Origin of the sequence: Limnobacter sp. (assembly GCF_036405155.1) — a bacterium.
In the GTDB taxonomy this organism is placed as follows: Bacteria; Pseudomonadota; Gammaproteobacteria; order Burkholderiales; family Burkholderiaceae_B; genus Limnobacter.
The window spans coordinates 870,106-896,245 of the sequence record NZ_DASWYD010000006.1 but is presented as its reverse complement, the minus strand read 5'-3'; the positions used below and the strand labels follow the sequence as shown (position 1 = coordinate 896,245).

Here is a 26,140-nt window from a genome sequence, read left to right as displayed (position 1 = left end):
ACAAGCGAGGGCGTGAGGATGACTCCCGATAACCTGAAGAACGGCGACAACGACGAACTGGAAGCCCTGTTCGACTCCATTGCAGAACAGCGCACCTGGGATACTGGTTCCGCCGATGCACCAGCGGCCAATGCGCCTGCTGCCTCTGCACCCGCACAGCCAACAACCACAGCGAGTGCTGCCAGTGACAATCCTTTCGCCGACATGGGTGAGGTCAACAGCGACGAGCCACATGATGTGTTTCGCCGGGTGGGTTCACTGACGCGAAAATTGCACGATGCCCTGCGCGAACTGGGCTACGACAAAAGTGTTGAAAATGCTGTCAACAGCCTGCCCGATGCCCGTGCACGCCTGAATTACATCGCCAACCTGACTGGTCAGGCTGCTGAAAAAGTGCTGGCCACGGTCGAGGCATCGCAAAAGCTGAACGACGACTTGGCTGAGCAAGCCGGTGCGTTGGACAAGGCCTGGGACAAGCTCTACAACAACGAAATGAGCCTCGAAGAATTCAAGACCCATGCGCAAGCCAACCGCGACTTTGTGAAACGGGTGTCTGGCCACACCGGTGAGATGGGCAGCAAGCTGACCGACATCATGATGGCGCAGGACTTCCATGACCTGACCGGCCAGGTGGTCAATCGCATTGCCAACATGGCCCAAGGTCTGGAAGAACAACTGGTTCAATTGTTGCTGGACACCACGCCGCCAGACCAGCGCAAGCAGGTTGAGGAAACCTGGTTGAACGGCCCAGCCATCAACACCGAAGGTCGCACCGATGTGTGCGCCAACCAGGGCCAGGTCGACGACCTTCTGGAAAGCCTGGGCTTCTGAGGACAGTGCCCGTTGAGTCGGGTGGGAGAAATGAATGAGCGCATTCAGTGATGTAGAGTTGCTACAAGACTTCTTGACCGAAGCGGGCGACTTGCTGGAAGACGTGGACGCCAAGCTGGTGGAGTTGGAGCAAAGCCCAGAAGATTCAGACCTGCTGGCCACCGTTTTTCGCGGATTTCACACCATCAAGGGTGGGGCTGGCTTTCTGGAAGCCGCGCACTTGGTGGAGTTGTGCCACAAAACCGAAAACCTGTTTGACAAGTTGCGCTCGCGCAGCCTGACGCTGACCGCCGAAATGATGGACAGTATTTTGGCCGCCACTGGCGAAGTGCACCGCATGTTTGGTGAAATGCGCAATGGTCATCAACCTTCGGGTGCTCCTGAAGAGCTTTTGGCTGCGCTGGATGCGGCCATTGAAGGGCGCAGCGTGGTCCCTGCGGAAGCTGTGGTCACCGTGACATCAGCAAGCTCACCGGTTGAGCCTGTGGTCAGCACTGCCGTGGTGCGTTCTACCAACACCGACGATGAGCTGGATTGGGCAGGCATGTACGAGGCTGTGGTGGGCGTTCCACCCAAGGAACTTGCACAAGCTGCGCTCAGCACCGAAATGGTCACCGAGGCCTTGTCCAAGCAATCGGCAGCGGCAGTACGCCCCAAGCCTGCGGCCAAACCCAAACCAGCATCATCGCCGGCCGCTGCAGCCACCAAAGAAAACACGATTCGCGTGGATACCCAGCGTTTCGACCAGATTTTGAACCTGAGCGGCGAAATTGGTTTGACCAAAAACCGCCTGAATTGCCTGTTTGATGCCATCACACGTGGTGACCGTGGTGAAGACGTGATCAAGGCGCTGGACACCGTGGTGGGCCAGTTGGACATGCTGGTGTCGGACCTGCAATCGGCCGTGATGAAGGCCCGCATGCAGCCTGTGGGGCGAGTGTTCCAGAAATACAGCCGCTTGGCGCGCGATGTGGCCCGCCAATTGGGCAAAGACGTCGAGCTGGTGATTGAGGGTGCAGAAACCGAAGTGGACAAGTCCATTCTGGAAGAACTGAATGACCCGCTGGTGCACCTGGTGCGCAACGCCGTGGACCACGGCATTGAGACGATTGCCGACCGCACGGCAGTGGGCAAAAATGCCAAAGGCATCGTGAACCTGTCGGCCCGGCAGACTGGCGACCACATTGTGATCGAAATTCAGGATGACGGCCGAGGCATGCGTCCGGAAATTATTCGGGAAAAGGCGGTTGAAAAAGGGTTGATCAGCCATGAAGAGGCTGGCCAGTTGAACACCCAGGACAGCCTGCAGTTGATTTTTCTGCCAGGGTTTTCAACCAAGGACCAGATCTCCGACATTTCCGGTCGCGGTGTGGGCATGGATGTGGTGAAAACCAATATTCAGCGTTTGAATGGACGCATTGAGATCCAGTCCGAACCGGGTCAAGGGTCTCGCATCACGATTCTGCTGCCCTTGACGCTGGCCATTTTGCCGGTCTTGATGTTGAAGCTGGAGGAGCAGATTTACTCGTTGCCACTGTCGTGTGTGCGGGAAATCATTCCAATCGAGCAAGACAAGGTACAGCGCGTGAATGGCAAGCCCACAATGGTGATTCGGGGCGAAGTGGTACCTTTGCTGGACCTGGCGCATTTGATTGGTCGCCCCACCAGCGACCGCCCCAAAGTGGGTGTGATGGCCGTCAGTGGCAACCGAAGCTGCATTTTGGCCGTGGACACCCTGGTTGGTCAGGATGAGGTCATGATCAAGCCGCTGGACGGTGTCAAACCCAAAGGTGTGGCGGGTGCCACATTGTCTGGCGAAGGCTTGCTGGTGCTGGTGCTGGAATTGCGGGAATTGCTGGAAGGGCAGTTGTGATCTGATCTGTCCACCGCAGTGTCATGCTGATAAGGCTGAGTCACCGACTCAGCCTTTTTTATTTCACTGTTTTTTCCAAGTGAAAAACAAACATGGTTTTGCAGCCTTAATAGCCTGATTGGGTTACCCGGTAATTTTTGATAATTCTGATGTAGCTGTTGCGAAACCCCGTGGCAGACATTCTTCAAACCAACAAAACAATGCCAATGAAGGGCCCACGAGGCTCGGGCTGGGAGATGTTCAGATGAGTTCACTGTACCGCACCATTGAGAAGACGTTCTTCTACACATTGAGCCGAAAGTTGTTGGGCAATGTGATGGTCACTGTGGCGGTGGCGTTAACCGGTTTCGGGGTGTTGTACCTGTGGTTGCATGGCCGTGTTCCGGCGGCAGATCTACCTCTCTTTAACACGCTGTTTGCGGTGTTCGCTGGCCTGACACTGAGCAGTGGTGTGGGCGCCTACCTGTATTTGAAACACCTGATTGTTCGCCCGGTGCATTTGCTGAGTGCACGCATGGACCAGTTGGCCAACGGCGAAGGCGATTTGTCGGTGGACTTGCCGACCGTGACGCAGGACGAATTGCGTGATCTGGCCGACAATTACAACGCATTCATGGCGCGGCTGCGTGACCTCATTCATGAAATTCGCCGCATGACAGCGCAGGTGTCGATGGAGTCGGTGCGCGTTTCCGGCAGCCTGAAGGATGCCAGCCGCACCGCAGATCGCCAGGGCGAAATCACCGGTGAAATTTTCAATGCGGCTGACAATGCATCGCAAGCCATGCAGCAAGTGGCCAACAGTGCGAATTACTTGTCGTCGGCCACCAGCGAGCATTTGCAAACGGTGAATTCTTCTTACCGTGAGTTGCTGACCGTGGCCGAAGAAATGAACATTGCCTCAGGCAGCTTGAACAGCTTTGGTCAGACCGTTGAACAATTGGCAGCCACCGGCAAGGGCATTGAAAACATTGTGAAGTTGATCAACGACATTTCGGACCAAACCAATTTGTTGGCCTTGAATGCCGCCATTGAGGCAGCCCGCGCTGGTGAACAGGGCAGGGGCTTTGCTGTGGTGGCCGACGAGGTGCGTGGACTGGCTGAGCGTGTCAAGGCGGCCACTGGCGAAATACGCGGCAACATTTCATCCATGTTGTCCTTGGTCGCTGACACTCAAAACGAAACCCGTGAAATCAACAAAAGCATTTTGAAAGGTCAGCACACAGTGACCACATCGTCCGAAAAGTTTTCGGGCATGGTCCACAGTTTTGAAGAAATGAGTGCCCAGATCAATGATGTGACCAATCAGGTGCAGTCTGTGAAGGTGATCAATCGGGAAGTGTCGGAAAAGGCCTCCCACATTCGTGAAACTGCACAGTCGGTGATTCGTCAGACCACTGACAGCGAGCGCTCCAGCAGCGAACTGGCCAACGCAACGGACCGCATCAAGGAATTGGTGGCACGATTCAAGATCGGCAAAGGGGCCTATGAGTCCATCATTGAGCGGGCCATGCTGGCCCGGCAGGCCTGCACCGATGTGTTGGTGCGTGCCCAGCAAAATGGCGTGAACATTTTCGATGAAGCCTACAAAGCCATTCCCAACACCAATCCACAAAAATACAGCACCCATTACGACCGCGCAGTGGAGCGGGAGTTGCAACAGGTGTATGACCAACTGGTGGCCGATGTGCAGGGCTCGGTGTTTGCTTTGTGTGTGGATCGAAAAGGGTATGCACCCACCCACAACAGCAAGTATTCCCGCCCAGCCACGGGCGACCTGAAAAAAGACTTGGTCGAAAGCCGCGACAAGCGGATGTTCAGCGACCCGGTTGGGCTGCGGGCTGCACAAAATGTGACGCCATGGCTGCTGCAAACCTATCGCCGCGACACAGGCGAGGTGCTCAATGATTTGTCACTGCCGATCGAGATTGACGGCCGTCACTGGGGTGGCATACGCCTGGGCTTTACACCGGAACTGTTGATTCGGGACTGATACCGGCTCAATGGCCACTGAGCCACTGGTTCATGGCCGATTCGCATTGCTTGAGTCGGTCCATCAACTTTTCGTACAGAAACTGAAAACTCTGGATGTCTTTGTCCGAGGGCACATTGGGTGCTGTACGGCAGGTTTTCTCCAGGGTTTCGGCGATTTCCCGAACCATCTCAAGCCCAATGGTGGCACTGGCGCCTTTGACGTTGTGCGCAGCATTGCCCAGTTCAACCCAGTCTGCAGCTGAGTAAGCCTTGGTCAACCGGTGGGCGTAGGTTTCACGCTCATTTAAGTAAACCCCGATCAGCATCTTGAGCAATTCAAGATCGTTGTCGATGCGTGTCAGCGCCTCGGTGGGGTCGTAAAGCATGGGTGCCTGTCCTGTCCGGTTTCCCCTTCAATTCAGGGGTTTGTTTTGTTGCTTGTTCAACACATAATAGTGCCTCTACAGCAGAAAGGGGAGCCGCGGTGGCTGAAGAAAGCGACCAGGAAAAGGAATTAGCCGCCTCAGAGCAAAAGATTCGCAAGGCGCGCGAAGAAGGCAATGTGCCCAGGTCTCGGGATTTGGGTGGTGGCGTTGTGTTGCTGGTGGGCGTGGCCTTGCTGTACTCGTTGGGTACAGACCTGTTAAGCCAGAGCGAAAAACTGTTGCGTGCAGGCCTCACCCTGGATCGAGCACAGGCCTTTGACCCCAAAGCCATGGGGCTGAAATGGATTGGCATGATGCAGGACAGCTTGGTGATTTTGCTGCCCCTGTTTTTGGCCGTGTTTGTGTCGGCGATTGTGGCCAATTTGGCGGTGGGCGGACTGAACTGGTCAACCAAACCCTTGGAACCCAAGCTGTCCAAGCTCAACCCGATCAGTGGGTTGAAGAATATTTTTTCCAGCAATGGGCTGGTGGAATTGCTCAAGGCGGTGTTGAAAGCCTTGGTATTGGGCGGTGTGGGCTATTTGCTCATCAAGGCTGACATGCCCGAGTTTGCGCAATTGTCGGCCATGCCGCTCGAACATGCGATGGCCGAAACAGCCCGCATTGCCGTCAAGGACTCCCTGATCCTGGCCAGTGTGTACATGGGCATTGTGGCGCTGGATGTGCCTTACCAGTTGTGGAAGTACTACAAAGGTTTGCGCATGAACCTGGAAGAGCTCAAGCGTGAAGCCAAGGAATCTGAAGGTGATCCGCACTTGAAAGGGCGCATCAAGCAAATGCAACGAGAGGCTGCACGAAAGCGGATGATGGCCTTGGTGCCCAAAGCGGATGTGATTGTCACCAACCCAACCCACTACTCGGTGGCCTTGAAATACGACAAGCAGGGCAATGGCGCGCCGCGTGTCTTGGCCAAAGGCATCGGCCCCCTGGCCCTGCGCATACGTGAGGTGGCCCAGGAAGCCAAAGTGCCTTTGGTGGAAGCACCGCCCTTGGCGCGTGCGCTGTATGCCAACGTGGAGCTGGAACAGGAAATACCCGCCAGCCTGTACACGGCGGTGGCCAAGTTGCTGGCCTATGTGTATGCCTTGGCCGAGGGCAGGGCGCATTTGCTTCAGGTGCCCGATTCGGCGGACATCCCGGCGGGTTTGGATCCTGGGGTGAGTGAGTAAAACCGGTATTTGCGCTCTCTCCGGCTATCAGCACGTCAACCCCACTCTTTGAGCTTGTTTGAATAGCGCCACTGCGCAATTACCTCGCCCTTTGCGACGGTCCATTGGTGTTTCCCTCGCTGAGCCTCACGATCGCTGAGGTCGCCCCTCCAAAAAGCGAGTCGGGATCGACCTCTGGGCCCACTCGTTGAGCTTGGCCCACCGCGCCTGTTTGGCACGCTCGGGCCAATGGCCCTGACTGTCGCTGCAGGGGAGGTGAACCGCGCAGGCCGTCAAACCGGTGCTACCAAGACGCTCGGTGCCAAGCCCCAAGCAATACCGGCTTGCCTGGCGCCGAACAGTCAGCCCCCCGATCGGTTTGACCCGCACAGCATTCGAACACCCGGACCGAGATGTTTGAGCCACGCAGTGGCGAGTTATCGGTCCGGTTCTGAATGCGCGGGGCAACCTTTGCCTTTCGGGGGGCGTTTGGACCGGGCTACCGGTGTTGCTGGGGGCTAACAATGGGCACGGGCTACCGGCATTGCTGGGGGGCTGTAAAACAGACCGGGCTACCGGCGTTGCGAAGGGGCTTCACCAACCCAAGGCATCTCACGTTGCAATTGGACACCTTTTCGGCCTCAATTCCCCGCTTGGTCCTCCCCTCAAGTTTTCCATAATGGAGCCGTTAACAACATCAGATGCGCAGAACTGTGGCCACTCCCGCATTCAATCTTGAATTCCTCAAACAGGGTTTCTCTGGCGACAAAGCCAAGACCTTGGGCGCGCCGCTGTTCATTCTGATGATTCTGTTCATGATGATGCTGCCGCTGCCTCCAGTGGTGCTCGATCTGCTGTTTTCATTCAACATCGCGCTCAGCCTCATGGTGCTGGTCGCCAGCCTCTACACCACCCGCCCGCTGGACTTTGCGGCTTTTCCCACCATTCTGTTGGTCACCACACTGATGCGCCTTAGCCTGAACGTGGCGTCTACCCGCGTGGTGCTGATGCATGGCCATGAGGGCCCCGACGCAGCGGGCAAGGTGATTGAGGCATTTGCCCACTTTTTGATTGGCGGCAACCTGGCGGTTGGTCTGGTGGTGTTTGTGATTTTGATGATCATCAACTTTGTGGTGATCACCAAAGGTGCAGGCCGCATTGCGGAAGTGTCTGCCCGCTTTACCTTGGACGCCATGCCTGGCAAACAGATGGCGATTGATGCCGACCTGAATGCAGGCCTGATTGCCGAAGACGAAGCCAAAAAACGCCGTCAGGAAGTCACCCAGGAAGCGGAGTTCTTCGGCTCCATGGACGGTGCTTCCAAGTTTGTGCGTGGTGATGCCGTGGCTGGTATGTTGATTTTGGCCATCAACATCATCGGCGGCTTTGCCGTGGGTGTGGCGCAGCACGACCTCAGCTTCGCGGCTGCGGGCAAAAACTACGTGATGCTGGCCATCGGCGATGGCTTGGTTGCCCAAATTCCTGCACTCATCATCTCCATTGCCGCCGGCATGGTGGTGGCCCGCGTGGGGCAGGGGCAGGACATTGGTTCGCAAATGGCGGGCCAGCTGATGAAGTCGCCCCAGGCGATTGCCATCACTTCCGGCATTCTGGCCTTGATGGGCATGATCCCCGGTATGCCCAACTTTGCGTTCCTCACCTTGTCGGCAGGCTTTGGTTACTTGGCCTACCGCATGGCGGCCAAAAAGGCAGAGCCCGCCAAGCAGGCCTCAGATGCTGAAAAAGAAAAAATCAAGGCAGCCACCACCGAAGCCCAGGAAGCCACCTGGGACGACCTGGTGCCTGTGGACACCGTGGCCTTGGAAGTGGGTTATCGCCTGATCAGCCTGGTGGACAACAAGCAGGATGGCGATTTGCTCAAGCGCATTAAAGCCATCCGCAAAAAGTTTGCACAGGAAGTGGGCTTTTTGCCACCGGCCGTTCACCTGCGCGACAACCTGGAACTGCGCCCCTCCGTGTACCGCATCCTGTTGAAGGGCGTTTGCATGGGCGAAGGCGAAGTGTTCCCCAACCAGTTTTTGGCCATTAACCCGGGCCGTGTGACCATGCAGTTGCCTGGCCCGCAAACCAAAGACCCTGCCTTCGGTTTGCCAGCCGTTTGGATTGCCGAAGACCAAAAAGACAAAGCCACCGCAGCAGGCTACACCGTGGTGGATGCGTCCACCGTGGTGGCCACCCACCTGAGCCACATTCTGCAAACAGCGTCTGCCCAGTTGCTGGGCCGCACCGAAACCCAGCAGTTGCTGGACCATTTCGCCAAGACCGCGCCCAAGGTGGTGGAAGACCTCACCCCCAAATTGCTGGACGTGGCCGTCATTCAGAAGGTGCTGCAAAACTTGCTGGATGAGTCGGTTCACATTCGCGACCTTCGCACCATTTTTGAAACCTTGCTGGAATACGGCAACCGCACCAAAAACCCCTTGGAGCTGACCGCTGCAGTGCGCATCGCCTTGGGCCGTGCCATTGTGCAAGGCCTTGCAGGGCCATCCGATGAATTGAATGTGCTGGTCATGGAGCCCCGTCTGGAGCAGATGATCAGCCAGGCCCACACCACTGCGGGCAATGACCACGTGGGCATCGACCCCAATCTGGCGGAAACACTGGCACGCCAGACCGCCGAGGCCGCTGGACGTCAGGAGCAACTGGGGCAGAGCCCAGTGTTGCTGGTGCCCGATGTGCTTCGCCTGTCGATGTCCCGTCTTTTAAAGCGTGCAGCACCCAATTTGAAGGTGCTGTCGCACAGTGAAATCCCTGAAAATCGTTCCATCCGCGTCGCGCAGGTCGTAGGAGCCAAAGCATGAAGCTGAAAAAATTCACCGCCCCCACCACACGGGAAGCCCTGCAGAAACTTCGGGCTGAACTGGGCGAGGACGCCATCATCCTGTCCACCAAGCGAACGGCCGCAGGGACAGAGGTGTTGGCCGCTGCTTCTCAAGACCTGGATGATGTGGCCATGCAACAGGACAAACAACCCGAAAAGCCACAAGCTCAGATTGTTAGCCCCACGTCCTGGACACGCAGTGAGCGGGCCCAATACCAAGCACAGCAGCCCGTGAACAGTGCGGTGGCTGAGCCTTCGGCCCGCGCCGACAAAATTGCCCAGCAGGTGGCTGCTCAGCGCAGCAGCTTGTTGTCGAACAACGCCCCATCCATGGCACCCGAGCAGCGCTTTGACAACGATGACATGGTGTCTGAAGTGGGTCGTCGTCGGTCTCAAGCGGCCAGTCAAGCCATGGTCAACGAGCAGGCGGCGGTGCTGGAAGAAATCAAGCAAATGCGCCAGTTGCTGAAAGACCAGATGAACATGATCGCCTGGCGGGATTCACTGGAGAAAAACCCCTTGAAAGCCGAGCTGTGGAACCACCTCAGCAATGCCGGTTTTTCGCCCTTGTTTGCCCGCACCGTGGTGGACAAATTGCCCGGCGGCCTGACAGAAGCCCAGGCCATGGATTGGGTGCAGAATGTATTGAAGAAAAACCTGGCAGTGGTCAATGCCCAAAACGACATGGTGGAAACCGGCGGCACCTATGCCCTGGTGGGCCCCACGGGTGTGGGCAAAACCACCACCACGGCCAAGCTGGCTGCACGGTGTGTGGTGAAGTATGGTGCCGATTCGCTGGGCTTGATCACCACCGACAGCTACCGGGTGGGTGCGCAAGACCAACTGCGCATTTACGGAAAAATTCTGGGTGTGCAGGTGTACACCGCACAAAACCATGCGGACTTGCAGCAACTGCGCTCCACCATGCAGCGCAAGCGCCTCATTTTGATTGACACCGTGGGCATGGGACAGCGCGACAGCCGCGTGGCCGAGCACACCAAGATTTTGACCGACAGCCACGTGAAGCGGGTTCTGCTGCTGAATGCCACCAGTCAAACCGAAACGCTGGACGATGTGGTTCGCCATTACAAAAGCACGGGTCTGGATGGGGCCATCGTGTCCAAACTCGACGAAGCCATCAAACTGGGCGGCGTGCTGGATGTGGTGATGCGCCACAAGCTGCGCCTGCACTACATTGCAACCGGACAGCGCGTACCCGAGGATCTGTTCCTGGCCGATTCCCGCGTGCTGGTGCACCGTGCCCTAAAGAACCGTGCCAGTCAGGCCTTCAGTTCGTCTGACGAAGAATTGAAGTGGAAAATGGCCCAAGTCTCCACGACTGGTTTGTAAGCCCTTTCGCTAGACTGAGTCTTATGGATCAAGCCACCACATTGCGAAAGTTGTTGGGTCAAGCCCGCCCGGTCATCACACCGATTCTGGGTGACATGGGTTTTGACTATGCAGCCTGCCTGGCCCGTTTCATTTTGGAGCGGCATGCCCGACTGCAATTGAATGCACTGGTGTTTGACGCATCGGTTGCGGGCTTGCGGCAACTGCTGCCTGCAGACCGCCGGTTGGACGTGATTGAATTTTTCAAGGGTCGATTGAACCTGGAAGACCAGGTGGTTGAGCTCGCCGATGGTCAGTACCTTTCGCCTGCCATGCACGGTTTGTCGGCCCTGGCCCAAAATATCGACCAAGCCGAGGTCTTGCTGAGCCGCCTGCACCGCTTGCCCGTCACCTGTGACCGGCATTTTGCAACGTTGCCTTACGAGTCCTGGAAGCTGGCTGCCAAATTTGCACCTGCAGACGACTGGTATTGGGTGGTTCAACCCACGGCGAACTCGGTCACACGGGTGTTTCAAGCCATTCGCAATACATGCGGGGTAGATCAAAACATTCACCACCGTGTTATTGTTGCGGGAGTGAAAGGGACGGATGAAGCCGATCACGTGTTTGCCAACCTGTTGGAAAGCACCTCAGGGTTTTTGAGCCAGCCACTGCAGTACGCCGGTCATTTGCCGGCCTTGGCCTTGGGTCAACCCTTGAGTATGATGGGCCGAGAGATGATGACCGCAGGACGGCGAGCGGCCAAACTGGTGTGTGCCCTCGAAGAGCACGCCCTGGCCGAATAACAAGACAGGAAGCACACCCTCCATGTACACAGCGCAAGGCACACTCGACAAATCGCAGCAAATTGACCAGTACATTCCGCTGGTCCGTCGGCTGGCGCACCATTTGATCGCCAAGTTGCCGGCGTCTGTGCAGATTGATGACCTCATTCAGGCCGGTCTGATTGGCTTGATGGACGCCATTTCCCGTTTTGAAGAAGGGCAGGGCGCCCAGTTTGAAACCTATGCCAGCCAGCGCATTCGTGGTGCCATGCTGGATGAGCTTCGCCAGGCCGACTGGATGCCGCGTGGTGTGCGCCAGGCGCAACGCAAAATCGACAATGCCACCATCAAGACCGAGCAGAAGCTGGGCCGATCGGCCACTGAGGCTGAAATTGCCGAAACACTCGGTGTGAGCCTTACCGAGTATCAAGAGATGCTCTTTGACTCACGCGGTGCCCAGTTGGTGTACTACGATGACTACGCCGAAGACGGTGATGGCGAAGGCTATCTGGACCGTCAAATGGACGGTGACGAAGAAGCCAACCCGCTTGAAATGTTGGGTGACCAGCGTTTCCGCTCGACTTTGATCAAGGCCATTGAAGAACTGCCCGAGCGCGAAAAAATGCTCATGGGACTGTACTACGAGCAGGAACTGAACTTCCGTGAAATTGCGGCTGTGTTGGGCGTGACCGAGTCCCGTGTGTGCCAATTGCACACCCAGGCGGTGAGCCGTCTTCGGACCAAGCTCAAAGACCACTGATGCCCTGAATTCGGCGAAACCCCACTCGCCAAAAGCGGCGCGGCTCGCGTAGACTAACCACACCGTCGACTTCATTTGACTTGCCCATGGCCGCAAGCCCACCCTCTGTTGGTAAACCCGGCAGCATTGAGCAATCCCGAGCCCGTGTTTACCGCGCACTCCTGATCGTCATTGTGTGTGCCGTCGGCCCAGTCGCCCTGGCTGCGGTTTATATGTCTGCAGACACCAGTCGGGCATCCAGTTGGCAGTTCATGGTTCTCGTCACCAGTATTCTGGGTGTATTCAGTGCCCTGTTCATGGGCCGAAAATTGCTGTCCACCTTGTTTGAGGCCTTGAACCAGGTCATGCAGTCCGAACGCCAGTTGCGCAAACTCATGGAATTGTCGGGTGATTGGTATTGGCAACAAGACCCCAGCCATGCCATTACCCGAATCATTTATCGAGGCCGCGAGCAGGCCAATGCCGAGCTGACCGAAGATTTGCCTTTTCGGGGTTTGGCACGTTGGGAGGTGGATGGGCTGAAGTGCATCGACCCGCGTTACAACTGGGACAGTTTCCGGGCGTTGCTGGACAATCACCAACCGTTTGACCGGGTGCTGTTTGAGTACTGGCCGGCCAACAGGGCTCGGCTCATATTCGAGTCCACCGGTCGCCCCAGTTTTTCCGGGCAAGGCGACTTTGCCGGTTACATGGGTGTGTCAGCCGACCTGACCCAGAAGAAATTGAATGAACAAATGTTGTCGCTGCAACGCTCACTGCTGCAGGGGGTTTTGCTGTCGGCGCCAGTGCCTGAGTTGGCAGCATCGTATGCCAAGGGCTTGAAACATTGCCTGACAGCGCACACTGAGGTGTTGCTGGGTTACCGGGACAATTCGCAGGTACCCAAGTGGCATATTCGCGGCACCAGTTCTGAATTGCATTTGCCCTTGGACAAGGGCCTGGCCTTCTGGAACAACCCGGAGGCCTATTGTTCACCACTGGAAGGCCATGATCAGCAAGGCCTTGTGTGGCTGGGTCAAATGAAGCCCGAGTGCTATTTCGACCCCGCCTGGACGAGCCGTGTGGGTGTGAGTTGCATCTGGGTGGCCATACGCAAAGCAGTCGAGCCCAACCAGCCAGAATATTGGGTCATGGTTGCCCAACGTGGCACCCCCAAGGTGTTTCACGATGACGTGTTGCGGGTTTTGACAGCCGTGCGCGTCTTGGGTTTGTGCGTTGAGCGGCGTGTGTTTGAAGATGATTTGCAGACTTTGAACGCCACACTGGAACAGCGCATTGAGGCCCGTACGGCGGAGCTGAAACGCAGCAATTCCGAGCTGGAAGCCTTCACTTACACTGTCTCGCATGACCTGCGGGCACCGCTGCGCGCCATCGACGGTTTTTCCAGCATCCTTCGGGAAGACTTCAAAGACCAATTGCCCGACGATGCGCAACATTTGCTGGACCGAATCAGCAACAACGCCCGCCAAATGGGCGGGTTGATTGACGGCTTGCTGGACTTTTCCCGCCTGTTGCGCACGGATGTGGCCCTGGTCGAGGTCAATCAGCAACAATTGATCGAGCAAATCATCGATCAACTGGATGCCAAACGTCGGGCCACACTCGAGGTGTCCAGTTTGCCGAATGTGCATGCTGACCCGGTGTTGCTCAAGCAGGTTTGGATGAATCTCATCGACAATGCGCTGAAATTCTCGGCCCGAACCGATGCGCCCAAAGTGACCATTGCTTGCGAGAAACTGCCGAAGTTTTACCGCTTCAGCGTGCAGGACAACGGGGCTGGTTTCGACATGAAATACGCGGACAAACTGTTCAATGTGTTTGAACGTTTGCACCACAAAAAGGACTTTGATGGCACCGGTGTGGGCCTGGCCATTGTGAAACGGATTATTGAACGCCACGGTGGCGAAATTCGCGCACTGGGCGAGGTGGGCAAGGGTGCCCGGTTTGAATTTACCTTGCCAGATGATGCTGGCAATATCGACAAAAAGGATTAAAAAGCCATGGCAGATGTGGTGTTGGTGGATGACAATTCCAACGACGCGGATTTGGCGTTGCGTGTGGTGCGGAAAACCTCGGCGAGTTCTTCAACAGTCTTGTTGGAAGACGGCGAACGGGCCATCGACTATTTCAAACAGTTGATGAGCCAGCCCGGTGAGGACGGCACGCCCGATCTGCCCAAGTTGCTGTTGCTGGACTTGAAACTGCCCAAGCTTGATGGTCTGGAGGTGTTGAAATTTCTGCGGGCACAGGACGTGTTCAACACCATGCCGATTGTGGTGTTGTCATCCTCTCGGGAAATCAGCGATGTTCGGCGGGCCTACGAGTTGGGTGTCAACAGCTTTGCGGTCAAACCCGTTCAGTTTGACCAGTACCTGACGCGCATTTCTGCGCTGGTGTCGTATTGGATGACGATCAACGAATTACCGCGCGGGGCGTGAGCCCCGAGCCGGACAGGCTGTTCAGCGACCCTGTGGGACCGTAGGTATTGGCCGATCCAGGTTGCTGGTCAGCCACGGCGGCGGCAGTCAGGATGGAAATGCGCTCTTGCAAGCCAGCCAGTTGCTCGGCCACCAGTTCACCGTTGGTGGTGTTTAAGCGGTGGGCCTGTTGCAGGGTTTCGCGCAGTGTGGCGTAGGTGCCCTGCAAGCGGCGTTCATCACCCGCCAGGTCGTCCACCCAGTAAGCCATACCGTCCAGCGTGGGTTCGTAACCCAGGCTTTGGGCAATCTGAATGTTGTTCAGGTAGCGCTTTTCAAGTTCCAGCATCATGCTTTCTTTTTGAAGCGCCAGCTCACCCAAACGCGCGGTTTCCAGTTTCACCAGACAGGCCTGCTCTTCCAGCAATACATCCACCAAGGCCATGGCAATGTCGCATTCCTGCGCCAGGTTTCGGTAGAGGTTGATGGCCTGTTCTGTGTGTGACATGGTGTATTCCTCGCGGTTTTACTTTTGGCCCAGCAACTCGCGGGCACTTTCAATCACTTTGGATGCGACAGCCTCGGCATTGACTTCAAACTTGCCTTCACGGATGGCTTGCTGAATCTCAGCCACACGTTTTGCATCGAAGGGCGCTTCAGCACCTTTGATGCCGTCAAACTGTCCGGACAGCTTGGTCACGGCGCTTTCGCTGGTGCTGCTCTCGACGCTGTCTGTCTTGCTGGCCTTGCTTCCACCCTGAGGTTTCGTCAGTTTGTCCACCGAGCCCGGCTCGAATTTTCCGTTGATCTTTATGCTCATGTCATCCTCCGCTTCAGGCAGAGCCTAAGGTTGCTTTCCATGACTGTTTAACGGTCACACCCGCCCTAACTTTAACGAAATATCGACGGAATGCCCATTATTTTGCATCGGCTCACCCGTCTCACGTGTCTTGCACAAGTCCATCAAAGGGTAACCTCCACTTGGAGGGGCTCTACAGCAATGCCCTGAAGCACTTTTCCTTGCGGAGTTTTGATTTTGACCGTCTGACCCTGTTCGGCAGAATCCATGGCCACTGCAGAGCCACCGATCGAAAAACCGGGCCCTTGAATCAGCACTTTCACCGTGTCTCCGCTTTTCACCATGGGTTGCCCTTTGAGCAGGTCCGGCTTCAAGATGGCACCCGGCCACAAGGCACGGGCGGCTGTCTTTTGGTTCAAATGCGACAAATCGGCCACCCAGCCTGTGCCCAGTTGGGCAATGTCCAGGGTTTTGAATTCGACATCATTGCTGGTCACGTCCTGACCCGAGGCCACGGCATTTTTCATGACCAACACCGGCGCATACACCTTCACGTCTACGCCCACAAAAAAACCGGGGGTGTCGGTGCCCAGACATTGGACCCGCAAAAATGTACGTCCCCAGAGGCGGTTGCCGGTGGTGTTGGCCAACAGGGGCGAGGGGCAGTCCACCCCTCCAAGTCGGGGGTCCTGTTTCACCAGGCTCACGTCAATCTGACTGCCAGCCGGCACACTGGCCGGGTCAATCAGGGTATTCAACTGGTCCACCGTCACCCAGCGGGATTGGCTTGCAGCGCGGTTCCCGGCCTGGACAGTCTGCGGATGAGCCAACCCGACAGACAACACCAAGGCAGCCGCCAGCATGATGCTGCGGTGGGCCCAGCCTGTGGTCAGTTGTCTCGGTTGTGTTTCACTTTTCATTCAAGTTTTCGGTCAAGCGGCCGTTAAATGAGATAAACAGGTTGATCAACAAATCGATCCGTCCATGCATCGTAGGTGGGCAAGGCTCGCCCATGCCCATTGAATAGAGCGGGTAATTTCCCCTTTATTGTGTGTTTGATTGGACAGCAGCGCAGGAATAATCCATTCATCCCCCTGTGGAGAAAAGGATTTTTCAGATGCTGGACAAACTTGCTGACACGATGCAGTTCTCTGCCGAGGCGCTCAAACTGCGCGCTCGCCGCCAGGAAATTCTGACTTCCAACATCACCAACGTGGACACGCCCAATTACAAGGCCGTGGACATGAAGTTCAATGAGGCCTTGCGTGCTGCCACTGGCGACACCGCTTCTGGCCAGGCGTCTGCCTTGTCTTCACCCACCTTGGCAGTGACCCACAAAGGCCACATGGCCGGCAACGGTCAAGCCATGTCCACCCAAGCCATGTTGCAGTTCCGCCGAGGCAACAACCCAGCTGTGGATGGCAACACGGTGGACATTGAACGCGAACGCGCCGCATTTGCCGAAAACACCGTGAAATACGAAGCCGCCCTGCGCAGCATCAATGGTCGAATCTCGACCTTGAAGCAGGCCATGGGCTCGGGCAACCAGTAAGGCTTAGGAGAACAGCACCATGTCCATGTTCGATGCATTCAAACTCGCCGGCAGTGCCATGCAGGCCCAAACCCAGCGCTTAAACACCGTGGCCTCCAACCTGGCCAACGTCGACACAGCGTCGTCCAGCCCTGACCAGGTCTACCAGTCCCGCAAGGTGGTGTTTGAAGCCGTGCTGCAAAAAGCCGCGCCCGGCAAAGCGGCATTGGCTGACGATGTGCGCGTGAAAGACATCATCACCGACAAAACCGAACCCAAGAAAATGTACGACCCCAAGCACCCCATGGCGGATGCAGAGGGTTATGTGTACATGCCCAATGTGAATGCAGTGGAAGAAATGGTGGACATGTTGTCTGCCTCCCGCAGTTACCAAACCAACGCGGAAGTGATGAACACCGCCAAATCGCTCATGTTGAAAACCCTCAACATGGGCAACCAGTAAGGAGCCTTGAACCATGGCCATTGATGCAACTTCCTCCGTCGGCACCGCCAGCAAAGCCAGCGCCACGGCCAAAAAGAACGAGAACAGCCCTGAAGCCATTCAGGAACGTTTCATGTCGCTGCTGGTGGCGCAGCTGAAAAACCAGGACCCGATGGCGCCCATGGACAACGCGCAGGTGACCAGCCAAATGGCGCAATTGAACACGGTGACTGGCATCAACAAGTTGAACGATTCCATGTCGGCCATGGCCGCGTCGGTTGCGTCCAACCAAACTGCCCAGGCCGTGACCATGTTGGGTCGCGCTGTGTTGACGGAAGGCAACGACATTGCCATGAAAGACGGTGTGGGCACTGGTTCACTGGAAATGAAACAGTCGGCCGACAGCGTGCAGGTCAATATTCTGGATTCCAATGCCAAGGTGATTCGCACCATGGACATGGGTCCACAGGCCAAAGGCATTCACCAGTTTGATTGGGACGGCAAGGACGCCAACGGCAACCTGGTGCCGGCTGGCAACTACAAGTTTGAAGTGCAGGCAACCGCCGCTGGCCAAAAGGCCGATGTGACCACGCTGAGTTTGGCGGTGGTGCAGGGTGTGCGCAACGCCGGCAGTGAAGGGTCGAAATTGCTGACCAATCTGGGAACGGAATTGTCGTTTTCGGACATCAAGCAGATTTTTTAAGCATCAACAACAGCGCAGTCATTCAAGCGAAGTAAGCAGAGTTTAATCAGGAGCTCAACATGGCAATTGCAGGTGGATCATTCCAACAAGGTCTCAGTGGCTTGAACGCAGCACAGCGTGGCCTTGAGGTTATCGCCAACAACGTGTCCAACGCCAGTGTCGTTGGTTTTAAAGGGTCGGAAGCCGAGTTTGCCGATGTGTTTGCGCGAGCCTTCAGTGGTGCACGGTCCTCTGCCGCCATCGGTTTGGGTACCACGCTGTCGTCGGTGAACCAAAGTTTCAAGCAGGGCAACATCAATGTGACCGGCAACCCGTTGGACATGGCCATCAATGGCAATGGCTTTTTCAAAGTGGCCAGCACAGCCGGCGAAATGGTGTACACCCGCAATGGTCAGTTCAATGTCGACAAGGATGGCAACATTGTCAACTCCAAGGGTGACAAATTGCAGGGTTTCCCGATCGACTCAACAACCGGACGTGTGTCCGATGTGTCCGGTGTAGTCACCGTATCGCAGGCCGCCATTCCACCATCGCCTACCCGAGGCTCAGGCCTTGAGCTCAACCTGGATGCGCGCGCCACAGCCGTTCCCGCTGCCGTGACCTTCGACCCGACCAACCTGAACTCGTACAACAACACCACGTCCATGACGGTGTATGACGAGCTGGGCCAGTCGCACATCATGAGCATTTACCTGCGCAAAGACACACCCAACAACTGGAGCGCCTATGCAACCGTGGATGGCACGCAAGTGGACGTGGGCTTGTCGCCCGTAACGCCCACAGTGGCCCCTGCACAAGCCGCTGCTGGTGCACTGGTCTTTGGCGTGGACGGCAAGCTGTCCACCCCTGCCAATGCGAGCTTCACAGTGGACCTGTCCCGGTTTGTGACTGCAGCCGGTGTACCGTTTTCGTCCACGGGTGCCGCACCCAACAGCTACACCTTCGACATGAGCAAGGTCACGCAGTACGGCAGCGCCTTCTCGGTTCAAAACCTCAGCCAGGATGGTTACACGGCCTCGCCGTTCTCCGGTTTTAACGTGGGTACGGACGGAACACTGACCATCAGCTATGCCAACGGCAAACAGGTGGATGTGGCAAAAATTGGCCTGTACAAATTCCAGAACCCTGAGGCACTTCAGCCGGTGGGCTCTAATGGTTGGCTGGCCACACAGGCGGCCGGTTCTGAATTGGTGTCCCTGAGTGAAGATTCCGGTTTTGGGCTGATTCAGTCCGGTGCCCTGGAAGAATCCAACGTGGATTTGACGGCTGAACTGGTGGCCATGATCTCCGCCCAGCGTGTCTATCAGGCCAACTCGCAGAGCATCAAGACGCAAGACTCGTTGCTGCAAACCATCACGAACCTGCGCTAAGCGACACAGAAGGCGATTGACCCATGGACAAACTGGTTTATCTGGCTTCTCAAGCAGCCAAGGGCACCATGGCCCGGCAAGAGAACATTGCCAACAACCTGGCCAACGTCAACACACCGGGCTTCCGGCAGCAGCTCATGGCTTTTCAGAGCGCGCCGGTGGTGGGCGAGGGCAGTGGCAGTCGCAGTTTTGCAGTGGAAACCTCGGTGGGGTTCGACACCACACCCGGGCAAATCCAGTCCACCGGCCGCGACATGGACGTGGCCATTCAGGGCAAGGGGTGGTTTGCGGTTACGGCTGCAAACGGCAATGAAGCCTACACCCGCAATGGTTCATTTCAGGTGGATTCCGGCGGCAATTTGGTGACGCAGGAAGGGTATCCCGTGATTGGTACATCGGGTCCCATCAACGTGCCGCCTGATCACCGTTTGTCTTTTGAAACCGACGGTACCGTGTCCGCCATTCCCTTGACCGGGCAGGGTGGTGTGGTGCCCTTGGGCCAACTCAAGTTGGTCGATGTGGAAGAAGGGCAACTGGCGCGTGGTGATGATGGCCTGTTTCGCCGCAAGGACGGTCAGGATGCCGACCCCGACCCCACGGTGCGCGTGGCTGGTGGCTTTATTGAAACCAGCAATGTCAATGCGGTGGACATGATGGTGCAAATGATCACCGCAGCTCGCCAGTACGAAACCCAAATGAAGATGATCAGCTCGGCTCAAGAGAATGACCGCGCTGCGAACAACCTGTTCGGCTTGAACTAAGCCGGGCCGAACTGAGGAGAAACTGTCATGATGCGTTCTTTGTGGATCGCCAAAACCGGTCTGGATGCCCAGCAAACCAACCTGGATGTGATTTCAAACAACCTGGCCAACGTGTCCACGAATGGTTTCAAGCGCTCACGTGCGGTGTTTGAAGACCTGTTGTACCAAACCCTGCGCCAACCCGGTGCGCAAACCACCGAGCAAACGCAGGTGCCTTCCGGTCTGCAGGTGGGCACTGGTGTGCGGCCTGTGTCCACAGTGCGAAATTTTGCACAGGGCAATTTGCAACAAACCAGCAACAACCTGGACATTGCCATCAATGGACAGGGTTTTTTCCAGGTGCAAATGCCCGACGGCACCACCAGCTACACCCGCGATGGCAGCTTCCAGCTGGATTCCAACGGCACCTTGGTGACCTCCAACGGCTATCCCATTCTGGGCCCTGTGACGGTACCCCCCGGTGCGCAAACCATCACCGTGTCGCAAGACGGCACCGTGTCAGCCACCATTCAAGGGCAGGTTGCGCCCCAGCAGTTGGGCCAGTTGCAATTGGCCACTTTCGTGAACCCGGCCGGTTTGTTCAGCATGGGCCAAAACCTGTATCAGGAAAGCGCTGCTTCAGGCGCGCCCACTCAGGTGGTGGCTGGCAGCAACGGCTCTGGCCAGTTGTCGCAAGGTTATGTGGAAACGTCCAACGTGAATGTGGTGGAAGAGCTGGTGGGTTTGATTCAGGCGCAGCGTGCGTACGAGATCAATTCCAAGTCAATCACGACATCTGACCAGATGTTACAGCGCTTATCACAGCTTTGATTTTTGCCTGACCTGACACACTGAGTGTGTTAGATGGGAGAAAAAGCAATGCTTACACGGCTTCTGATTGGTTTAACGGCAGCAGTTTCAATAACTTTAGGGGGATGTTCCACTTTTAATCCGAAAGTGGACATGCCCCAGCAAACAACGGTGCAACAGCCTGCCCCGCAAGTGGCCATGGCGCAACCCACTGGCAGTTTGTACAGCCCGCAAACCTTTCGCCCCCTGTTTGAAGACCAGCGCGCCCGTTTCGTGGGCGACACGCTCACCATCCAGGTTGTGGAACAGTTGGCCTCGGAACAAACCAATTCGGCTTCGGCCTCCCGCAACAACACCACCAGCCTGACATTGCCCGGCCTGGGTTTCGGCATTTTCGACACCAATCCCGTGGACAAGTCCGCAACCGGGTCTGCCGATTTCAAGGGCCAAGGCCAAAGCAAAGCCGCCAACACCCTGACCGGCACCATCACAGTCACCGTCAGCGAGGTGTTGCCCAACGGCAATTTGCGCGTGGTGGGCGAAAAGCAGATTGGTACCAACCGCGATGTGGAAAAGCTGAAGTTCACCGGTGTGGTGAACCCGGTCACCATACTGCCCGGCAATGTGGTGCCCAGTAACCGCGTGGCCGACGCCCGCATTGAATACAAGGGCGAAGGCACGATTGATGCCGCCACCACCATGGGCTGGCTGTCTCGCTTCTTCCTCTCTGTTCTCCCATTCTGATTGCCCCGGAGCCTGCTCATGAATTCGCCCTACCTCAGCCCCAGCCTTCAGTGGATCAAGCGCTTGATGAAAGTGTTTGTGATATTTGTCAGCCTGATGGCGGTGTTTAGCCTGTGCAATGCAGCACAGGCACAGACCCGCATTCGCGACCTCACCAGCGTTCAGGGCGTGCGTTCCAACCCGATTTACGGCTATGGCCTGGTGATTGGTCTGGACGGCACCGGCGACCAAACCACTCAAACCCCCTTCACCACCCAAAGTATTGCGGCCATGCTGGCGCAGTCCGGTATCAACTTGCCACCGGGTGCCAGCATCCAGCTCAAAAACGTAGCCTCGGTCATGGTGACGGCCAACCTGCCCGCCTTTGTACAGCCTGGTCAATCGATTGATATCACCGTGTCGTCCATTGGCAATGCGAAAAGCCTGCGCGGCGGCATGCTGTTGCTCACACCCTTGAAAGGCCCGGATGGCCAGGTTTATGCGCTGGCTCAAGGTCAGTTAATTGTGGGCGGTGCCGGTGCGTCGGCTGGCGGTTCAAAAACCCAAATCAACCATTTGTCCTCGGGCCGCATTCCCAACGGTGCCATTGTTGAGCGTGAAGTGCCCACACCTTTTAATCTCGGCGAAAACATTCAACTGGAGTTGAATGCCACCGACTTTTCCAACGCAACCCGGGTGGCCCAAGCCATCAACAAGGGCATGGGACAAGACCTGGCCCAGGCGCTGGATGGTCGCATCATCCGCGTCCGCGCACCCTCCAGCCCCAATGAACGGGTGGCCTTCCTCTCAAAAATTCAGGAACTGGGCATCGACAAGGCGGTGGGTACAGCCAAAATCATTGTGAATGCCCGCACTGGCTCGGTGGTCATGAACCAGGCGGTTGCCCTGGAAGACTGTGCGGTGGCCCACGGCAATTTGACCGTGAAAATCACCTCCACACCCGTGATTTCCCAGCCCGCGCCGTTCTCGCAAGGCCAAACCGTGTCCACACAGCAGTCCGACATCCAGATTTCGCAATCCGGTGGCGAAGTGATCTCGCTCAAGGGGGCTGCGCAGTTGTCCGACGTGGTGAAGGCCTTGAACACCCTGGGCGCCACACCGCAAGACTTGATCTCCATCCTGCAGGCCATGCAAAGTGCCGGCAGCCTGAAAGCCGAAATTGAGGTGATCTGATGGTTGCACCCTTGTCCAACAACGCTGCCGACCCACAATCCCTGTCGCTGGACACCCGCAGCCTGGAGGGCTTGAAGCGCGGTGCCCGGGCAGAAAAGGGCAGTGCGGAGTACAACGCGGCCATTGACAAAGTGGCCACACAGTTTGAATCCATTTTTTTGCAAATGGCCTTGAAGGGCATGCGGGATGCAACACCGCAAGGCGGCTTGTTCAGTGACTCGGCCACCAAAAGTTACCAGGCCATGTATGACCAGGAATTGGTTCAGAAGCTCTCTGGACGCGGCCTTGGGCTTGCACAGGAAATTGCGCGCCAATTGAAGTCGCAGGGGGGCGGCGCAGTCCCACCCCAAAGCGGGCATTCCCAAATGGAGCCGCAGGCCTCAACTTTGCCAAAACAGGGCCGTTAAGCCGTATAAGAGAGAAAAGGATTCGACATCATGACGAACTCGGTCTATGGCATTGCACTCAGTGGCCTGAACGCGGCGCGTTCGGGCCTTTCGACCACATCCAACAACATCGCCAACAGCAACACGGTGGGGTACAACCGCCAACTGGTGATCCAGCAGGCGCGCCCCTCGTTTGGTAGCGACATTGGATACATTGGCCAAGGGGTGGACATTGCCTCGGTGCAGCGGGTGTATTCCGACTTTCTGAATTCCCAGGAGCAGAAAGCCACTTCCGACTCAGCCTTTTTTAAAGCCAAGTCGGAACAGATTTCGCGTGTGGATGCACTCATTGCCGATGATTCATCCGGTATTTCGGGCGCCTTGAGCAACTTTTTTGCAGCCGCCCAAACCCTGACCACCAACCCGGCCGACCTTCCATCCCGACAAAACTTTTTGTCGGCAGCCGACTCCCTGGCAGGGCGTTTTAACGGACTGAACAGTGTGTTGGATGAGTTGCGCAATGCCACCAACCTGCGTGTGAAGGACACCGTGGCCCAAGTCAACGATGCCACGGCGCAAATTGCGCAGTTGAACGACCGCATTGTGGCGGCGGGTTCGCAAACCTTCAATGGCGGCCAACCCAATGACTTGATGGACCAGCGGGACAAGCTGATCATGGACCTGTCTCAACAGGTGCAAGTCACCCGAGTGAACATGGCCGATGGCTCGGTTAACCTGTTTTTGGGCAACGGACAACCGCTGGTGGTGAAAACCACCCAGTTCCCGGTGAGTACACAGGTGGACCCATCTGACCCCAAGAATTTGCTGGTGGGCACCACCCAAACGGTGAACGGTCAGCAAACGTTGATTCCACTGAAGGCAGACACGCTGGGCATGGGCGCACTGGCGGGTTATTTGAGTTTTCGTGACAATGAATTGAACCAGTACCAGAACACGGTCGGCTTGCTGGCAGCCCGCGTGGGCGAGGCCATCAACAACATTCAGACCGCGGGTGTAGACCTGGATGGCAATGCTGGCAATCCACTTTTCAAATTTGGCTCTGGCTCCATGTTGAGCGGTATTTCGCGTGTGGTTCCCAATGTGAACAACAGCACCACCAACGTCACCAACATCACGTTCAAGAGTGTGGACTTGTCCAAAATCAGCGGCGCCGATTACGAAGTGACCATCATTGGCGGGCAGCCGCAATATCGGGAATTGGGCTCCACTGGCGCATTCCAGGCCGCTTCACTGGTGCCCGACCCTGCTGGGGATTACTACGAAATTCGCGATCCGGCGGGTGCGCCGCTGGTCCAGTTCCAGCTGGACAATGCCACGCCGCAGGAAGGCGATACCTTCACATTGATGCCCGTGCGGGACGCCGCACTGAACATGAGTTCAGCCATTACGCGCCCCAATGAAGTGGCTGCATCGTCAGCCACCAACCCCAGCGTGGGCAACAACGACAACATTCGTTCGATTGCCGCTTTGCAAACCTCCCGCACGCTTTACAAAAGCAACAACGCGGCGGGTGTGTCGGTGTCGGATGCCTTCAATCAACTGGTGAGCCGGGTTGGCAACAAAGCGCGTGAATTGCAAGTGTCGTCCGATGCGCGGGACACCGTTCTCAAGCAGGTGACAGAAAGTCGCGATGGTTTGTCGGGCGTCAACATGGACGAGGAAGCCGCCAATCTCATCAAATATCAGCAGGAATACCAGGCCTCGGGCAAAGTCATTTCCCTGGCCAAAGAGCTGTTCCAGCAAATCCTGGAAATGTTCTGATCTGGAGTCTATGAACCATGGCGATTAACCGCGTAAGCACCAACCTGTATTACAGCATCACCGCAGACAGAATGTCCAAACAGCAGGGTGAACTCATCAAGCTGCAAGGTCAGCTGGCCACCGGTGTCCGTGTGCTCAAACCATCGGACGATCCGCTGGCCATGTCCACAGCCATGGGGGCCAAGTCAGCCATCAAGACGCTGGACAGCTTTCAGTCCAACATCACCTATGTGAACAACCAGTTGAGCCAAATGGACACCGCATTGGGCTCAGCCAGTGACGTGATGAGCAGCATCAAGGAGTCCATGTTGCAGGCTGGCAACCCAACGCTGAGTGCGGCTGAGCGAGAAATTCTGGCCCGCGACCTGGAAGGGCGCATGGATGAATTGCGCGGCATTGCCAACCGGACAGACCCCAATGGCAATTATCTGTTTTCAGGCACATTTCAGGATCAGGCGCCGTACCAGGTGCCGAATCCACCTGCTGTGACCGGCAGTTTTCTGGAGCAGCCCACACAGGCCGCCATGCAGGCGGTGACAGGGCGCAGCATTCAGGTATCGGCTGGGCGTGACATCGACTTGAGCATCACCGGTTACGACGCGTTCAACAATCCCAACACGGGCAACGATGCATTTGCCATCATGCGCCAAGCCATTTCTTATCTGCGCGACCCCGGTTACCCGGGGGGGCAGCAGGGCGCTACGCCGGCTGACACTTTCAAGAAAGCGTTTGATGACCAACGGGCCGAGCTGGATGGCGTGTTTGACCAGGTGCAACTGGCGCGAACCAAAGTGGGCGTGCGTTTGCGTGAGGCCGAGACGCTGGAGCAAATCAACTCGGCTGCATCGCTGGACCAGGAGAAAGTGGCTGGTGAGGCGGTTGGACTGGACTATGCCAAGGCCATCAGTGAACTGTCGCAAGGTCAGTTGCAGTTGCAGGCCTCACAGCAGAGTTTTGCATCGACCTCGCAGTTGAGCTTGTTCAGCTTCTTGAAGTAAAGGCGGGGGCTGGAATGCCCCTGTCTGTTTATTGTCCCTTCGCAAAAGCGGTGGCCAGTGATTTTTGACTGCCCCAGCAACACCGGTTGCCCGTGCTTTTTGATTACCCCCAGCAACACCAGTGGCCCGGTCCGAACGCCCCCCGAATGTAAAGGTTGCCCCGCGCATTCTGAACCGGACCGAGAACTCGCCACTGCGTGGCTCAAACATCTCGGTCCGTGTGTTCGAATGCTGTGCGGGTCAAGCCGATCGGGCGGGCT

25 protein-coding genes are annotated in these 26,140 nt (G+C 56.7%); 21 read left to right on the top strand and 4 right to left on the bottom strand.

The annotated features are described in order from the left end of the window. The first annotated feature begins 18 nt into the window (after window positions 1-18). The 3 genes from VGE55_RS10490 to VGE55_RS10480 all read left to right on the top strand — a co-directional run bounded on the left by VGE55_RS10490 (window position 19) and on the right by VGE55_RS10480 (window position 4,694). Window positions 19-831 carry a protein phosphatase CheZ gene (locus VGE55_RS10490; RefSeq protein WP_331131623.1) on the top strand — a complete coding sequence of 271 codons (813 nt, stop codon included), beginning with the start codon at window positions 19-21 and terminating at the stop codon, window positions 829-831. 34 nt (window positions 832-865) lie between these two features. Then, window positions 866-2,704: a chemotaxis protein CheA gene (locus VGE55_RS10485; RefSeq protein WP_331131622.1), complete on the top strand. Its 1,839-nt coding sequence runs from the start codon at window positions 866-868 to the stop codon at window positions 2,702-2,704. 244 nt (window positions 2,705-2,948) lie between these two features. Next, window positions 2,949-4,694, top strand: a complete 1,746-nt coding sequence (locus VGE55_RS10480; protein ID WP_331131621.1) for a methyl-accepting chemotaxis protein — start codon at window positions 2,949-2,951, stop codon at window positions 4,692-4,694. A gap of 7 nt (window positions 4,695-4,701) precedes the next feature. On the opposite strand, the gene VGE55_RS10475 is transcribed toward VGE55_RS10480, so the two are convergent. After that, complete coding sequence (locus tag VGE55_RS10475; RefSeq protein ID WP_331131620.1) at window positions 4,702-5,061, bottom strand: Hpt domain-containing protein; 360 nt, start codon at window positions 5,059-5,061, stop codon at window positions 4,702-4,704. A gap of 98 nt (window positions 5,062-5,159) precedes the next feature. Here VGE55_RS10475 and flhB point away from each other — a divergent pair, with 98 nt between their 5' ends. The 7 genes from flhB to VGE55_RS10440 all read left to right on the top strand — a co-directional run bounded on the left by flhB (window position 5,160) and on the right by VGE55_RS10440 (window position 14,423). Next, window positions 5,160-6,290: a flagellar biosynthesis protein FlhB gene (gene flhB, locus VGE55_RS10470; protein ID WP_331131619.1), complete on the top strand. Its 1,131-nt coding sequence runs from the start codon at window positions 5,160-5,162 to the stop codon at window positions 6,288-6,290. Between the two features lie 692 nt (window positions 6,291-6,982). Further along, entirely contained in the window at window positions 6,983-9,091 is a 2,109-nt protein-coding gene (gene flhA / locus VGE55_RS10465) for a flagellar biosynthesis protein FlhA (protein WP_414675006.1), read from the top strand. Next, on the top strand, window positions 9,088-10,461 hold the full coding sequence (flhF, locus tag VGE55_RS10460) for a flagellar biosynthesis protein FlhF (RefSeq protein ID WP_331131617.1): 1,374 nt from the start codon (window positions 9,088-9,090) through the stop codon (window positions 10,459-10,461). The genes flhA and flhF overlap by 4 nt, the downstream gene beginning before the upstream one ends. A 23-nt stretch (window positions 10,462-10,484) precedes the next feature. After that, a complete protein-coding gene (locus tag VGE55_RS10455; protein WP_331131616.1) occupies window positions 10,485-11,246 on the top strand; it encodes a hypothetical protein in 762 nt (253 codons plus the stop codon). A 22-nt stretch (window positions 11,247-11,268) separates the two neighbouring features. Continuing rightward, entirely contained in the window at window positions 11,269-11,985 is a 717-nt protein-coding gene (locus VGE55_RS10450; protein WP_331131615.1) for an RNA polymerase sigma factor FliA, read from the top strand. An 86-nt stretch (window positions 11,986-12,071) separates the two neighbouring features. Next, complete coding sequence (locus tag VGE55_RS10445) at window positions 12,072-13,979, top strand: PAS domain-containing sensor histidine kinase (RefSeq protein WP_331131614.1); 1,908 nt, start codon at window positions 12,072-12,074, stop codon at window positions 13,977-13,979. Window positions 13,980-13,985: 6 nt separating this feature from the next. Continuing rightward, window positions 13,986-14,423, top strand: a complete 438-nt coding sequence (locus VGE55_RS10440; RefSeq protein WP_331131613.1) for a response regulator — start codon at window positions 13,986-13,988, stop codon at window positions 14,421-14,423. Here the strand turns inward: VGE55_RS10440 and VGE55_RS10435 are convergent. The 3 genes from VGE55_RS10435 to flgA form a co-directional block, all read right to left on the bottom strand. Then, window positions 14,398-14,910, bottom strand: a complete 513-nt coding sequence (locus VGE55_RS10435) for a flagellar protein FlgN (RefSeq protein WP_331131612.1) — start codon at window positions 14,908-14,910, stop codon at window positions 14,398-14,400. The two genes, VGE55_RS10440 and VGE55_RS10435, sit on opposite strands and share 26 nt — an antisense overlap. A gap of 18 nt (window positions 14,911-14,928) precedes the next feature. After that, window positions 14,929-15,222 (bottom strand): flagellar biosynthesis anti-sigma factor FlgM, encoded by a 294-nt coding sequence (gene flgM, locus VGE55_RS10430; protein WP_331131611.1) that lies wholly within the window; start codon window positions 15,220-15,222, stop codon window positions 14,929-14,931. A 143-nt stretch (window positions 15,223-15,365) separates the two neighbouring features. Continuing rightward, complete coding sequence (flgA, locus tag VGE55_RS10425; RefSeq protein WP_331131610.1) at window positions 15,366-16,121, bottom strand: flagellar basal body P-ring formation chaperone FlgA; 756 nt, start codon at window positions 16,119-16,121, stop codon at window positions 15,366-15,368. A 197-nt stretch (window positions 16,122-16,318) separates the two neighbouring features. Between flgA and flgB the strand changes: the two genes are divergently transcribed. The 11 genes from flgB (at window position 16,319) to flgL (ending at window position 25,880) form a co-directional block, all read left to right on the top strand. After that, window positions 16,319-16,753: a flagellar basal body rod protein FlgB gene (flgB, locus tag VGE55_RS10420; protein ID WP_331131609.1), complete on the top strand. Its 435-nt coding sequence runs from the start codon at window positions 16,319-16,321 to the stop codon at window positions 16,751-16,753. Window positions 16,754-16,772: 19 nt separating this feature from the next. Further along, on the top strand, window positions 16,773-17,195 hold the full coding sequence (gene flgC / locus VGE55_RS10415; RefSeq protein ID WP_331131608.1) for a flagellar basal body rod protein FlgC: 423 nt from the start codon (window positions 16,773-16,775) through the stop codon (window positions 17,193-17,195). A 13-nt stretch (window positions 17,196-17,208) separates the two neighbouring features. Continuing rightward, complete coding sequence (locus VGE55_RS10410; protein ID WP_331131607.1) at window positions 17,209-17,877, top strand: flagellar hook assembly protein FlgD; 669 nt, start codon at window positions 17,209-17,211, stop codon at window positions 17,875-17,877. A 59-nt stretch (window positions 17,878-17,936) separates the two neighbouring features. After that, window positions 17,937-19,247 (top strand): flagellar hook protein FlgE, encoded by a 1,311-nt coding sequence (gene flgE, locus VGE55_RS10405; protein ID WP_331131606.1) that lies wholly within the window; start codon window positions 17,937-17,939, stop codon window positions 19,245-19,247. Between the two features lie 23 nt (window positions 19,248-19,270). Next, window positions 19,271-20,008 carry a flagellar basal-body rod protein FlgF gene (gene flgF, locus VGE55_RS10400; protein WP_331131605.1) on the top strand — a complete coding sequence of 246 codons (738 nt, stop codon included), beginning with the start codon at window positions 19,271-19,273 and terminating at the stop codon, window positions 20,006-20,008. 27 nt (window positions 20,009-20,035) lie between these two features. Then, window positions 20,036-20,818 (top strand): flagellar basal-body rod protein FlgG, encoded by a 783-nt coding sequence (gene flgG / locus VGE55_RS10395; protein WP_331131604.1) that lies wholly within the window; start codon window positions 20,036-20,038, stop codon window positions 20,816-20,818. 132 nt (window positions 20,819-20,950) lie between these two features. Next, on the top strand, window positions 20,951-21,541 hold the full coding sequence (locus VGE55_RS10390) for a flagellar basal body L-ring protein FlgH (protein ID WP_331131603.1): 591 nt from the start codon (window positions 20,951-20,953) through the stop codon (window positions 21,539-21,541). 66 nt (window positions 21,542-21,607) lie between these two features. After that, entirely contained in the window at window positions 21,608-22,714 is a 1,107-nt protein-coding gene (locus VGE55_RS10385; RefSeq protein WP_414675005.1) for a flagellar basal body P-ring protein FlgI, read from the top strand. Beyond that, the gene (locus VGE55_RS10380) at window positions 22,714-23,121 is read left to right on the top strand and encodes a rod-binding protein (protein WP_331131601.1); all 408 of its coding nucleotides are present in this window, start codon (window positions 22,714-22,716) and stop codon (window positions 23,119-23,121) included. Before VGE55_RS10385 ends, VGE55_RS10380 begins: the two co-directional genes overlap by 1 nt. Before the next feature lie 30 nt (window positions 23,122-23,151). Next, a complete protein-coding gene (flgK, locus tag VGE55_RS10375; protein WP_331131600.1) occupies window positions 23,152-24,882 on the top strand; it encodes a flagellar hook-associated protein FlgK in 1,731 nt (576 codons plus the stop codon). A gap of 17 nt (window positions 24,883-24,899) precedes the next feature. Continuing rightward, entirely contained in the window at window positions 24,900-25,880 is a 981-nt protein-coding gene (flgL, locus tag VGE55_RS10370; RefSeq protein WP_331131599.1) for a flagellar hook-associated protein FlgL, read from the top strand. Window positions 25,881-26,140 lie beyond the last annotated feature (260 nt).